The sequence below is a fragment of the Bacillus sanguinis genome, from assembly GCF_018332475.1.
GTDB lineage: Bacteria > Bacillota > Bacilli > Bacillales > Bacillaceae_G > Bacillus_A > Bacillus_A sanguinis.
Window position 1 is genome coordinate 1 of sequence record NZ_BOQB01000132.1, and the last position, 13,285, is coordinate 13,285.

The window sequence follows — 13,285 nt, forward strand, 5'->3', positions numbered from 1 at the left end:
CAAGTATATATCAATGTAAATATATTATTTTCGAACAAATCCATTTAGATTCCACATCCTTCCTTTTTATTTTATCACATAATTCTGTTTTTTAAAGTGATACATAAAAATAGAGCACCTTTTACAGATGCTCTTCTTCATTATTTAATACGTAAATGTAATTGTCGCTAATGAATAATCTGCCATCGCACTATATGGTGCTACTTGATAAGATACACGCTTTGCACCTTTTGGCCAATTTATTTCATTTAACACTTTCTTTATATCTTGCATCGTTCCATCCATAGACTGCTTATATCGTACTTCTACCTTTTCTGGCTTAGAAGCGAATTGTTGCTGTAATTTTTTCTTAAATTCACTGTAATTGTCTGCTCCGTATTGTGCAGACAAATATTTTAAATTTGTTTCTTTTAACATTTGCTCATATGCTGCCGTTTTTGAACTACCAGCTTTTATTTTGTTTGTTAATTCATTAAAGTAACTTGTAGTTGCTGCTGGATATTTACTACGATCCCAGTCGTGATCTTTACTTAATTGCTCATCAGTCATATTAAAATATGAATATGTTACGCGCCCAGCTTTATCTGGTACTGGATCATCGAAAGTCGTATCAAGATGATACCATTTGTTTTCAATGTTCACCAAATTCCATGCATGAGCTTGTCCATTTCCTGTGCCTGTTACAATATGATTTTGGATACCCGCTTCTTTTAGCAATTCATATGTTAATAACGTATATCCTTGGCAAACGGCAGAACGATTCGCTAATGCTTCATATGCTGTATACGCTTTATAAGACGTATCATACGATACATGTTTTACAACGTAATCGTGAATCGCTTTTACTTTTTCATGCTCATCCATCCCCGGTTTTACAATTGAACCGATAATCCCTTTTGCCTGAGATTTTACATATTGTGTTTGTTCTTTTGTTTCACGGTATTTCACTTGCAGTGTAAACGTATAGTTTCCAGGTAACCCTTTAATAGAATATTTAGTAGACGCTACATTATATTTTACATACTCATCTGCATCTACAATTTTATTAAACTCGCCATACAATTGGTCCATAATATTTCTAGCATTTCTATCTTTTGTTTTATATGTGATTGTAATATTTTCTTCTCGATTATCAATCTGTTTTTTTAATTCTTTCCTGAAATCATTTAACAACTTTACATCTGATTGTGTTGTCACTGTAGTCGGATTCGTAGCTGCATAAGATACAGATGACGCCTGTAAGCCTCCCATTACTATAGTTGAACAAAGCAGGGTAGCTGTCACATACTTACTTGTCTTTCCCATCTTGTCACTCCTTACATTCTATAACTATACGAAAAAAGTATCGTATAGTTTCAGAGTATACAATACTTTTTCGTATAGGTCATATGAGATTATGCATATTTAACATTGTAAAAAGGTTGTTCTTTTTACAAGAACAACCTTCTTCATTAACAAGTTTGTAATACACAACATACATTTTCAAAACGTCGATTTTTCAAGTCTTCATTTCCTATACAGAAATAAAGCATCCCTAAATCTCCCCACATCATATTACAATTTTTAGTATCTGAATCAATTTGGAATAAAAGCGTCATTTGCTGCGGATCTATGTCCATATATTGTCCAGTCTCGTACAATACCTCATCTTGTACAGAGAATGGCTCACCAAACATTTGATGGTTATCGTAATTATCTGGAATTAGCTCTTCAAGTAATTGCAAGAAACGATCTGAATCAGCCTCATCTTCAATGAAAAGCTCTGGCAATTTATACGTTAGTTCAAAAGTAGTTGCACACTGGTTATAATTCGTTTGCCATTCATCAGCTCTTCGTAATTGCTCTACAGGAACATCATAATAAAGTACACGTCCCGCTTCAGTTGGATTCACGTCTTCTTCAAAATAATTTTCAATAGTAAAGAAATATAGCATCCCTGTCTTAGGAAGATCGTGATCCATACCAATACTTTGTAAATCCTTTAAATTAAATTGTGCAATAAACTGTAACGGATTTCCTTTGTGCGTTGGATATTCAAATGTAGCCGGCAAATCAGGAATTCCTCCCATTTTTGAACTACCTATCGTAACGGTTTCTTCCTTCTTTGGCACAACTTTTACACAAGGAAATACAGTATTCATAAGTTCCTCTTTTAAATGATTCAGCCCATATTTATCAATTAATCCTTCAATTTGTTTATTCATACATTCTCCTTATATTTACATACTTATTTGTATCATCGCACAAAAATTATACTCCATTATTCGCAAAAACAACAAGCCTTCAAAAAACGGGCTCTTCCTTCATACGCGAACAAGTTTAAAAAAGCATAGTATACATTGTTCCTACAAACACGATAGTTCATTATTTCTTCCAGTACATTTTCCCCTCGTTCATTTTTATTTTTAATTTAAGGAGGAATTCCACATGGGTTACGGATATAGTTGCTGTGGTTACGGATACGGTGGCGGCGGCGGTTGTGGTTATGGAGGTTTCGCTTTATTAATCGTTTTATTTATCCTTCTAATCATCATCGGAGCTAGCTGTTGGGGTGGCTTTGTAGGCTGCTAGTAAATTTAAAAACTATTATAAAAAAGCACGTACAATACGTGCTTTTTTGCCATTTTCAAATCTTTTATGTGAAAGGAAGTATGATTAATGAAGATTGATGGTGTTTTTGAAGGAGGCGGTGTACGCGGAATTGCGCATGTAGGGGCAATTTGCGCGTTAGCTGAAAAAGGTTATGAATGGGAGCGTGTAGCTGGAACATCAGCTGGTTCCATTATCGCTGCGCTCCTAGCAGCAGGATATTCTTGTTCTGAGTTAAAAACGATTATAACTGATATTGATTATAATAAATTTACGAAGAGAACCTTCATTGACAGAATCCCGTTTATCGGAAAAGGATTAAGCGCATGGACTACTCTTGGTATTTACTCTAATGTTTTTATAGAAGAATGGATTGAAGAATTACTTCGAAAAAAAGGAGTTCACTTATTTACTGATTTACCTGATTTAAATAAGCTTAAAATTATCGCTTCTGATATAAGTAATGGTAAAATGGTTATCTTTCCTGATGACTTACCAAACTACGGATTTTTAAATTATCGCTTCTCTATTGCTAAAGCTGTAAGAATGAGTAGTACAATCCCCTTCTTCTTTGAACCGGTAAAATGGAGAACTCCAAAATGGAAGCAACCTTGTTATATGGTTGATGGAGGGATTTTAAGCAATTACCCAATTTGGATTTTCGACTCACCTTCCTCTCCTCGCTGGCCAACTTTTGGGTTTCACTTCGTAAAAGATGAGATTCAAGCTGATCCTGCTCACTATAACGAACCTATCTCGATGTTCAAAGGACTATTTAAAACAATGATGCAAGCCCATGATTTACGTCATTTAGATAAGGAATCAAAAGCAAGAACGATTACAATTCCGACCGGGTCCATTACAAGTACAAACTTCGAGTTAACTAAGGAAGAAAAAGAGTGGCTTTACAATTCTGGTTATAATGCCGCAAATAAGTTTTTACAATCTTGGAACTTCAGACAATATATTGATGACTATAGAAACGGAAATCAGGACCGAAAAACAAATCGGTATTTCCGTCAACTTGACTCATAATACTATTATCGTTCATACGAAAACACGTTACGCTTTCAAAAAAAATAAGCCTAGTAATATATGATATTACTAGGCTTATTTACTTTCTGCATCATTATTATACATTGCTTAAGGATACGTTAACCCTTCCGCTTCCTCCGCAGTAATAACGGTGTATCGATTTCCTGTTCGCAATCCTAACAATTCTGCTTTTTCAATTGCATCCTGCTTCGTCTCCGCATAAGCAGCTAAATATTTTTCTCCATTAATAATTTGGCAAATTACATATTGTTTCATTACTTTCTCCTCTTACTTTTTCATTAATTGTGCTAGTTTTTTGATACCCATTTCAATTTCTTCCAACGTTGCGTATGAATAGGATAGACGCAAAAATTGGTTTGCACTTCTATCATACAAAGTACCTGGATTTAATAAAACCTTTTCTTTCAAAGCTTGGTCAAATAAGCTACGGCTCGAAACGGATACATTCATATGTAACCAAATATAAAAACCACCTGTCGGTTCATACCATGTTGCTATATCCTGACAATATTTCTCTAACATTTGTAACATAAAATTTCTGCGTTTTTTCAACTTTGTTCTTACAAACTGTAAATGTTCATCATACAATCCATTTGTAAACCATTCCGCTGCAATTTGCTGGGATATAGAACTCGAACCATAATCTGTTTGCATTTTTATGTCTGCCAATCTTTGAATGACAGGCTCAGATCCGACAATCCATCCAATTCTTAATCCTGGACTAATGACTTTAGACATACTCCCGATATGTAGTACAATTCCGTTTTTATCATATGCTTTTAAAGGCTTTGAAACTGGTTCATCAAACCATAAGTCTTGATACACCGCGTCCTCTATAATAGGCAATCCAATTTCATTACATATTTCCATCACTTCTATTCGTTTCTTCACATTCATACTAACGTTTGTCGGATTATGAAAAGACGGGATTGTATATAAAATAGATGCATTAAATTGCTTCTTATATTTCGTAATATATGATGCATGTATACCATTCTCATCCATCGGTATTCCAATTAAGCGCATTCCTGCTGATTGAAAAACATTAAGAGAATATAAATAAGATGGTTTTTCTAATAAGATGGATGCCCCTTTTGGAAGAAGCCCCATAGAAATAAGTTGCAACGCTTGGATTGCTCCTGAAACAATTAATATAGAATTTGGAGTTACATCTATATCATGTCCTTTTAAATAGTCCGCAATCTTTTCCCTTAAAGAGAGATTCCCTTTCGGCTCTTCATAGCCAAGTGTCACCTTTGATGTTAAAAGCCTATTCATAATATCTTTCATCTTTTTTTCAGGTAAAAGACTTGGCGCGAGCTCACCTGTTCCTAAACGAATTACATGCGGATAAAATTCAGCTTGATTAATCTCTTGAATAGCAGGCAAATTCGGGTAATGAAGTCCTGTTTCTACATAGGATTGCCAATTTGGCGGGGGTGCGTATGTGGAAGCATTCTCATTATTATTTACAACAATTGTTCCTTTCCTGCCATTCCCTTCAATGTATCCCTTTGCCACTAGCTCATCGAAAGCCATGACAATTGTACTCCGATTCACACCAAATGTATGTGCCAAATCTCTTTGTGAAGGTAATCTCGTTCCAACAGTCCATTCTCCATTAACGATTCTTTCTTTTATATACGTTTCTATTTGTTTATACAGAGGTGTCGCTAGAGACATATTCGGTTTCCAAACGAATCTTTCCATCATATCACCTTATATTCTTTTTGGTTGGTAACCTCCCCAACCATATGGATGGATACAAATTTTCATTTCTTCTATACAATATACACTATCATAATAAATTTAAATAGGAGGTAATATGATGAATGAAGCAATTATTCATGGTATCATTCTTGCATTTGGTCTTATCATTCCATTAGGTGTCCAAAATGTTTTCGTCTTTAACCAAGGTGCGAGCCAACCAAACATTTGGAGAGCAGCTCCTGTAGTATTAACTGCCTCTATATGTGATACGCTACTCATATTAATTGCGGTGCAGGGTGTCTCCCTTGTACTCCTTACTTTTTCTTGGCTAACTAACACACTATATATAATTGGATTTTTCTTTCTCCTATATATGGGCTTTGTTATTTGGAGAAGTAACCCTTCCAACAATATAAAACAAGAAAACAGCATGCCATTAAAACAGCAAATCCTTTTCGCTGCATCAGTTTCGTTATTAAACCCACATGCAATTTTAGATACAATTGGCGTAATTGGAACAAATTCTATTCAATACATAGGAAGTGAAAAATGGGCTTTCACACTTGCAACTATTATCGTTTCTTGGATTTGGTTTATAAGCTTAGCTTTAGCGGGGAAATTTCTAAAAAGAATAGACTCAACTGGAAAAACAATCGTATTATTAAATAAATTTTCGGGCCTTATCATTTGGGGTGTTGCGCTTTATATGTTAACACAAGTTATATATTCTTAATGAACGAAAGAGAATTGCATGTTCCTTAATACATCATGCAATTCTCTTACAAATTATGAAGTAGGTTCCGTTTTCTATTTTACCGTCTTTTCATCTTTTGCTGGTTTAATCCAAAGGATTGCTATAACAGCACCAATACCAGCGAAAATACTTGTTAAATAAAATACTTCATGGTCAGCACCTTTCATAAAAAAAGAATATAGAGGTGGTCCAGCTGCTACACCGATAAATCGCATGGAACTATAAAATGACGTAACCGTCCCCCTTTGCTCCTTTTCAATTCCTTGCGTAATTAAGGCGTCTAAACATGGGAGTGCCATACCAATTCCTATCCCCATAATAACGAGACAAAGAAGTAGTAAATAGAGCCCTTTTATAAATAAAGGAATGATGACTGATGCAGCTGCCATTAAAAAACCAATATAAATACACTTCTTCATCACATTTTGATTGTCTCCAATTTTTTTACCCGCCATATATGAACTAAGTGAAAGTACAAGTAACGGGATAGCAAGCACACAACCTTTCCATATACCATGTATGTCATACTTTGATTCCAGTATAGTCGACAAATAAAAGAGAATTCCGAATAAAATAAGCATAATTATTGCACCTAATACAAAAATGGCAATTAACCATCTTCCCTTTTCTCGAAACGTAGAGATGATAGATTGAATAAACTCTTTAAGTGGTGGTACTTCTCCTTCTTGTTTCTTTGCCTTTACTAGAACAAGTAATAAAACAATTGATACTACGCATAAAACTGGAATCGCCCAAAACGGTAAGAACCATACAATGGCAGCAAGAGCAGATCCTAAAATAGGGCTCAGCACTTTTCCAAATGTATTGGATGTTTCAATGATTCCTAAACCTGTACTAACTTGTTTTTCATCTTTGTATAAATCACCAACACACGGTATAACAACTGGCATCGCACCAGCAGCACCAATACCTTGAATCGCTCTACCGATCAATATCCAAGTGTAGGGATCATCAACTTTCCAAGATACCCAACCAGTTATCGCTCCTCCTATTGCCGCAATCAGTAAACTCGGAACCATTACCATCTTTCGTCCCCATCTATCTGATAAATAACCAGCAATCGGTATAAGTAAAATGGCTACAATAGAATAAATTGTAATAATCATGGATACTTGAAACGATGAAATATGTAATTTCTTTTCGATAGTCGGTAGGATTGGAATGAGCATTGAATTTCCTAATGTCATAACAAGTGGAACTGATGCAAGCGCAATTAAACAACAGTTTTCTTTTTTTAACATGTTGGCTTCGGAACCCTTTCATTGTATATTTCTTACCATATAATAGCCCTGCTGGAACGTAATTTTTCATTCCACCAGGGCTATTACATCTTTACTACTTCCCATTTACAACAAAAGAAATTGGGGAAAATATAGTATTATTCCTATTCTTTGAATCCAGTTCGCAATATATCCATACCAATTAATTGAAAAAAAAAGAAAGGAAGAATCCTTCCTTTCTCCTATAACCTTCTACAATTAGCGAGTATATCCGCCACCAAGTTGTTGTTCTGCCATCGCTACTAGACGTTTTGTAATTTCACCGCCTACAGAACCGTTTGCACGTGAAGAAGTGTCAGCTCCAAGTTGTACACCAAATTCTTGTGCAATTTCATATTTCATTTGATCTAAGAGCTTGTTCTGCACCTCGCACTAACAATTCATTACGACTTCCACTGTTATTGTTTGCCATATCGTTTCACCTCCGATGTTTTTAATATGCTACGAATTATGAAAAATAGTTATCCTTTTTATGGGAATTAGATTATGTATAAATATTGGGTTTCTTCTTAAAATAGGGCTAAAAGATATAAGAAAGAAGAGTTGCTATACCATACTTTCATACCAACACTATGTATAGATTCCTCTTTACTCAAGATTTCTATTTTGTCAAGAAATACATATAAATTATGAAAAATGATTCCTAAGGAGATATGAGATGAAAGCTGTAACCTATCAAGGGCCAAACCAAGTACAGGTTAAACAAGTGGATGATGCAAAGTTAGAAAAAAAAGATGATATCATTGTAAAAATTACTTCAACCGCTATTTGCGGTTCTGATTTACATTTATATCAAGGTAACATGCCTTTACCACAAGGATATATTATTGGCCATGAACCAATGGGTATTGTTGAAGAAGTAGGGCCAGATGTAACTAAAGTAAAAAAAGGCGACCGTGTTGTAATCCCCTTTAATGTTGCTTGTGGACATTGTTTCTATTGCCAACACGAAATGGAAAGTCAATGTGATAACTCGAACCCTCATTACGATTCTGGTGGATACTTTGGTTATACAGAGAAATTTGGTAACCATCCAGGTGGGCAAGCAGAATATTTAAAAGTTCCTTTTGGAAATTTCACTCCATTTGTTATACCAGAATCATGTGAACTTGAAGATGAATCTCTACTGTTTTTATCCGATGTTTTGCCAACAGCCTATTGGAGTGTAATAAACGCAGGTGTTAAGCGAGGCGATACTGTTATTGTCCTAGGTTGTGGACCTGTTGGATTAATGACACAAAAATTTGCCTGGATGCAAGGTGCTAAGCGCGTAATCGCAGTCGATTACTTAGATTATCGGATAAATTATGCAAAAAAGATTAACAATGTTGAGGTATTTGAGTTTACAAAATTTCCTGACATGGGAGAATATTTAAAGGAAATCACACATGGTGGTGCGGATGTAGTTATTGATTGCGTCGGGATGGATGGAAAAAAATCACCACTAGAATTTCTGGAACAAAAATTAAAATTACAAGGTGGTACCCTCGGTCCTATTCAAATCGCGACGAAAGCTGTAAGAAAATATGGAACAGTTCAAATGACTGGTGTTTATGGTGGCAACTATAATGCCTTTCCACTCGGTGCATTTTGGGTTAGAAATATTAATCTGAAAATGGGACAAGCACCTGTCATTCATTTTATGCCGGAACTATTTGAAAAAATAACAAACAAAGAATTCGATCCAAAAGAGATTATTACACACAAAATCCCCCTTGAAGAAGCGAGCTATGGTTATCAAATTTTTAATAACCGGGAAGATGATTGTATAAAAGTCATTTTGAAGCCTTGAAAATATAATTCATTATTCTTAATGAAAAGATAAGATTACATTTCGTAATCTTATCTTTTTTATTAAAACACTAAGTGTCTCCCCCATTTTCATCTCACATCGAAAATAGTTATTTCCAAAAACTTTGCATTTTGAGATAGTAATCAATTGGTAAAAAAATGAATTTTAGTATTAACTAACTAATTAGCGGACACGATAACAATGTTAACTAACTTAAAAAGAGGTGTACTTCATGTTTTATTATAAAGAGGAAATAATTAATATGATTAAGCCGGACAAACCAGATCCAGCTGCTGCAAAAGTTTTACAAGAAATATTAGGTGGGCATTATGGTGAAATGCGTACAATGATGCAATATTTTTTCCAAAGTTCAAATTTTAGAGGTAAAGAGAGGCAATATCGTGATTTACTTCGAGGTGTTTTTTTAGAGGAAATAAGCCATGTAGAACTGGTACAACATACAATTAACCAACTATTAACTGGATCTGGTGAACCTATGCCTGGGAATGCTGGTATTGACACAGCACCACTTGACGAAGCGGTTAAACATGCAAATCCTCATCACTTTATTGTAGGTGCTCAAAGTTCATTACCTGTTGATGCAGCTGGCAACCCATGGAATGGATCTTGGGTATATAGTCATGGAAACTTAATTAGCGATTTACTAGATAATGTCGTACTTGAATCTACAGGTGTACTTCAAAAAACTAGAATTTATGAAATGAGTTCCAATCAGACCTTTAGAGAAACACTTGCATTTTTAATTGTACGTGATAATGCACATCAAAATGCTTTTGCAAAAGCTTTAGAGACACTTGGGGTTGAATGGGGCAAACTCTTCCCTGTGCCGAATTATGATATTAATAAATACCCAGAGTGCAGAAAGTATGTAGACATGGGATTCCATAACGCACAATTTAATTTCAGCTTAGATCCAACAAGAATGGGAGAAATATTCCAAGGTGAATCACCAAGTAGAAACAAAGGAACATTAGCAGTAACTGACCCACCAAAAGGTTTTCCTGTACCAGAGCTTCCTGAAATGCCAAATGAGCATAGTCCCGGATTAAAAGATATGGATCTTTAAGATCATTATGGCCAACTATTTATTCATGGTTGGCCATAGTTCTTTATAAAAATTCATGTAAGCTTGTTGTTAATGTGATAGGATGTTTTAATAAATCCTCTTTATTTAAATCATATTTCTGCTCCTCTTAATTTTGTTTCTATGAACCATTAGACGCCACTGTATACTTACTTATAACTTCCCTACCTCTATTCACATATAACATCCCTATATTGTAAAATTTACGTTAATTAGATTTCAGTTCATTTTTTATGCACTCAGTTATATAATAAATGACTGAATTTATAGGGTAATAACTTTCAATTTATAATAGAAATATAGCTTATTACAATGTTATTTCATTTTTGAATTCCTCTTCACAAAATCCTTGATGTCCCTCAATTTTTTTCCGCTAATATTATCTTTGATGGTTGAATCTATTTCATTTTCAATATAAAAAGTTTTATCCTTAACCTTTGTTTCAAATTTATATTTATTTTTATCCCAATTTATTAGATTGCTCTTTAGGTGTGCAATATTTCTTAAATCAAATTCAATCATAAAAGGTTCTAAAGCTGGATAAAAATGTCCAAGTTTATTATTTTCTTTTAAAAAAACTATATATGTCTTCTCGGATTTTGGTTTTATATACAATGGATCTTTATTTTCTACTTTTTTAGTAAACACTTTCGTAGCACCTTTCAGAATGATTCCATTTTTATCAATGATTTCATTACTTTCCTCTAATACGAGATTTTCTGAATATCTATGATTTATTAAGATTTCATTCTTTACATAGTCCCCTTTTAAGATTTCTTTGACATGAAAGCTAAACAAATGGCCTTCAACATCTTCACTTTGAATCTCATGTGATGAACTGTTTGCCATATTCCATTTAGAGTATAAGCCGTCATATTCACCTAGTACAATTACGTCTGCTTCTTCAACCATTTCGCTTAAATGATTTGTAGTTTTGAATGTCTTATTTAATACTATAGTTTCAGAATTCGATGACACGCTAGACACTCCTGCCACATCTATACTGGACCAAATTGTTTTACCAATAATAATTAAAAAAGTAAATATGAATAAACATAGACACCATTTCATTGCTTTATATTTATACATTACAATGAAGTCTCCTTAAATTATATTTTCTCAATACAAAATATTCTAAATTTTAATGAAATATTAATCCAACAGAAGAGAATGGTGCTATAATTCTCTTGTTAAAAATAATCTTTGGAGGGATAATATGAATTTTAAAAAAGGAATTACTGCATTTTTATTAGGTACTGTGTTTGTTTTTTCAAGCGTTGGCGTTTCAGAAGCTTATGTAAAAGAAGGATGGAAGCTACCTTCAAAATCAGCTACATATAAATGGGGAGACAGATTAGACGATGGTTCAAGTATCATCAAATCCGGTTGGCAAGCTGCCGATTCAGCCTGGTACACTGCTTCTCGTATTAATTTTACAGTTTCTGCTTCTTCTGTGAACACATTAAACTCTTGGTTTGAAAGTTCCTCTACTTATTATGGAAGAATGAAGACATCTTATAATACATCCACTAAAAAAGTAACGAAATTTGCTGGTGATATTAACGCAGGTAATACAAATATTACAAAATCAAATGTTGCTAAAAGTACAGGAGTCCATGAGTTTGGTCATGCAATAGGAATAGGTCACAACAGTGGTACTTCAATTATGAACAGCAATCGTAATCGTACTACTATGCATGTCCCTCAAACTGACGATAAAAATGGCGTAAATGCAATCTATTAACAGAAAAAGGAGATGATTTCTTAATGTTAAGTAAAAAAACAAAAACTATAATAATTGCAATACCTTTGGCTACAGTAATTGGTTTTGGAGGATATTCAGTATTTACTAGTCACTTCTCCCCTATTGCTGGTGAAGATAATAATGCTGAAACTGTTATTCTCAGTAAGGATTTCCCTGCTACAAGTGACTTAAATCAAATGATTAATGAAGCAGATCTAGTTGTAATCGGTGAATATGAAGGTCTTGACTCTAAATGGAATATGGCACGTAATCCAAGTAATCCATTGGAAGAAGACAAAGAAAATTATGTTGAAGGACATCTATATAATTTCAACATTTCCGAAACAATTAAAGGTGTGACTGAAAATAAACAAATAAAAATCAATCATCGTTTCGCTGAAACTGTAAAACTTGAAGATTCTAATGCAGTTGTTGCACCAGATGGCACAGTTACAAAAAAAGCTACTAAAGTAACTACTAAAGAGGTGCAAAATAAGGATCCTTTATATATCGAACCTAAAGTTAATAAAAAATATATGATGTTTTTGAAGAAAGATCAATTATTTGGTAACTACTACGGAGCAATTGAACCATTCGCAATTACCTTTGATGAAAATAACAAAGCAGATCTTCAGACAAACATAGAAACTATTAATGAAAGTAAAATGTCTTCCAAAGCACAACTTGCAGGAAAGACAATTGTATTAAAAAATGAAATACATGAAACTATTACTGATAATATTAGCGGTAAGACCCTTGATGAATTAAAAGAACAAGTAAAACAAAAAAACAAGTAATAATTATAACTTATAATGATTTTTCCTATTTCATAAGATAATTAAAATTAATTTATAACTGTTATTACAGATTAAAGAAAAATCAACTTAACCTAACCCACTATGTCTTTCGTATTATCTAAGACTATAGTTACAACTAGTTCAATTTCTAATTTTGCAAATGCTGCTCCTACATAGCGCATGTGCCAAGATTCATCTGCATAACTAGTTACATTCTCCTTTTTTCCATTGTTAATAGCTTTGTAATACAAACTGTTACACAGCAAAAAGTTGAGATGGACTCACTTTTTGAATTTGAACAAGTATATCAAATGATTTACCTAATGATATATCATCAGTCTTTGGTATATCAGGCCCTTCGGTAGTTATCCCAGCGAAAATTGGATGTTGTTCGCTTAACCAAGTTTTTGTCACTCCCTTTGCCTTACGTAAATCAA

At 33.8% G+C, this 13,285-nt stretch carries 14 protein-coding genes and 2 pseudogenes; 7 read left to right on the top strand and 9 right to left on the bottom strand.

What is annotated here, in order from left to right; genetic code table 11:
* Nucleotides 1–144 precede the first annotated feature (144 nt).
* Together KI369_RS15580 and KI369_RS15585 are read right to left on the bottom strand one after the other, a co-directional pair.
* Complete coding sequence (locus tag KI369_RS15580; RefSeq protein ID WP_212956558.1) at nucleotides 145–1,305, bottom strand: transglutaminase domain-containing protein; 1,161 nt, start codon at nucleotides 1,303–1,305, stop codon at nucleotides 145–147.
* Nucleotides 1,306–1,451: 146 nt separating this feature from the next.
* Nucleotides 1,452–2,204 (bottom strand): YwqG family protein, encoded by a 753-nt coding sequence (locus KI369_RS15585; RefSeq protein WP_212956559.1) that lies wholly within the window; start codon nucleotides 2,202–2,204, stop codon nucleotides 1,452–1,454.
* A gap of 223 nt (nucleotides 2,205–2,427) precedes the next feature.
* Between KI369_RS15585 and KI369_RS15590 the strand changes: the two genes are divergently transcribed.
* Nucleotides 2,428–2,571, top strand: a complete 144-nt coding sequence (locus KI369_RS15590) for a YjcZ family sporulation protein (RefSeq protein ID WP_000540420.1) — start codon at nucleotides 2,428–2,430, stop codon at nucleotides 2,569–2,571.
* A gap of 87 nt (nucleotides 2,572–2,658) precedes the next feature.
* A complete protein-coding gene (locus KI369_RS15595) occupies nucleotides 2,659–3,624 on the top strand; it encodes a patatin-like phospholipase family protein (protein ID WP_212956560.1) in 966 nt (321 codons plus the stop codon).
* A 108-nt stretch (nucleotides 3,625–3,732) separates the two neighbouring features.
* Here the strand turns inward: KI369_RS15595 and KI369_RS15600 are convergent, their stop codons facing one another.
* Both KI369_RS15600 and KI369_RS15605 read right to left on the bottom strand, forming a co-directional pair.
* Nucleotides 3,733–3,900, bottom strand: coding sequence for a DUF3933 family protein (locus KI369_RS15600; RefSeq protein WP_016088270.1), 168 nt, complete (start codon nucleotides 3,898–3,900; stop codon nucleotides 3,733–3,735).
* Between the two features lie 12 nt (nucleotides 3,901–3,912).
* On the bottom strand, nucleotides 3,913–5,355 hold the full coding sequence (locus tag KI369_RS15605) for an aminotransferase-like domain-containing protein (RefSeq protein WP_212956561.1): 1,443 nt from the start codon (nucleotides 5,353–5,355) through the stop codon (nucleotides 3,913–3,915).
* Between the two features lie 118 nt (nucleotides 5,356–5,473).
* On the opposite strand from KI369_RS15605, the gene KI369_RS15610 reads away from it, so the two are divergent.
* The gene (locus KI369_RS15610; RefSeq protein ID WP_212956562.1) at nucleotides 5,474–6,088 is read left to right on the top strand and encodes a LysE/ArgO family amino acid transporter; all 615 of its coding nucleotides are present in this window, start codon (nucleotides 5,474–5,476) and stop codon (nucleotides 6,086–6,088) included.
* Between the two features lie 74 nt (nucleotides 6,089–6,162).
* On the opposite strand, the gene bcbE is transcribed toward KI369_RS15610, so the two are convergent.
* Together bcbE and KI369_RS15620 are read right to left on the bottom strand one after the other, a co-directional pair.
* Nucleotides 6,163–7,371 carry a bacillibactin exporter BcbE gene (gene bcbE, locus KI369_RS15615; RefSeq protein ID WP_212956563.1) on the bottom strand — a complete coding sequence of 403 codons (1,209 nt, stop codon included), beginning with the start codon at nucleotides 7,369–7,371 and terminating at the stop codon, nucleotides 6,163–6,165.
* A gap of 237 nt (nucleotides 7,372–7,608) precedes the next feature.
* Nucleotides 7,609–7,822: pseudogene (locus KI369_RS15620) on the bottom strand (alpha/beta-type small acid-soluble spore protein).
* Between the two features lie 246 nt (nucleotides 7,823–8,068).
* Here KI369_RS15620 and KI369_RS15625 point away from each other — a divergent pair.
* Complete coding sequence (locus KI369_RS15625; protein WP_212956564.1) at nucleotides 8,069–9,202, top strand: zinc-dependent alcohol dehydrogenase; 1,134 nt, start codon at nucleotides 8,069–8,071, stop codon at nucleotides 9,200–9,202.
* Between the two features lie 232 nt (nucleotides 9,203–9,434).
* Entirely contained in the window at nucleotides 9,435–10,289 is an 855-nt protein-coding gene (locus KI369_RS15630; RefSeq protein ID WP_212956565.1) for a manganese catalase family protein, read from the top strand.
* Between the two features lie 333 nt (nucleotides 10,290–10,622).
* Here the strand turns inward: KI369_RS15630 and KI369_RS15635 are convergent, their stop codons facing one another.
* Entirely contained in the window at nucleotides 10,623–11,396 is a 774-nt protein-coding gene (locus KI369_RS15635) for a hypothetical protein (protein ID WP_212956566.1), read from the bottom strand.
* 127 nt (nucleotides 11,397–11,523) lie between these two features.
* On the opposite strand from KI369_RS15635, the gene KI369_RS15640 reads away from it, so the two are divergent.
* Nucleotides 11,524–12,051 carry a matrixin family metalloprotease gene (locus KI369_RS15640; protein WP_001009604.1) on the top strand — a complete coding sequence of 176 codons (528 nt, stop codon included), beginning with the start codon at nucleotides 11,524–11,526 and terminating at the stop codon, nucleotides 12,049–12,051.
* Between the two features lie 23 nt (nucleotides 12,052–12,074).
* Entirely contained in the window at nucleotides 12,075–12,848 is a 774-nt protein-coding gene (locus tag KI369_RS15645; protein ID WP_212956567.1) for a cardiolipin synthase, read from the top strand.
* A gap of 92 nt (nucleotides 12,849–12,940) precedes the next feature.
* Here the strand turns inward: KI369_RS15645 and KI369_RS15650 are convergent, their stop codons facing one another.
* Together KI369_RS15650 and KI369_RS15655 are read right to left on the bottom strand one after the other, a co-directional pair.
* The gene (locus tag KI369_RS15650; RefSeq protein ID WP_212956568.1) at nucleotides 12,941–13,099 is read right to left on the bottom strand and encodes a hypothetical protein; all 159 of its coding nucleotides are present in this window, start codon (nucleotides 13,097–13,099) and stop codon (nucleotides 12,941–12,943) included.
* Nucleotides 13,100–13,103: 4 nt separating this feature from the next.
* Nucleotides 13,104–13,285: pseudogene (locus KI369_RS15655) on the bottom strand (erythromycin esterase family protein); the annotation flags it as partial.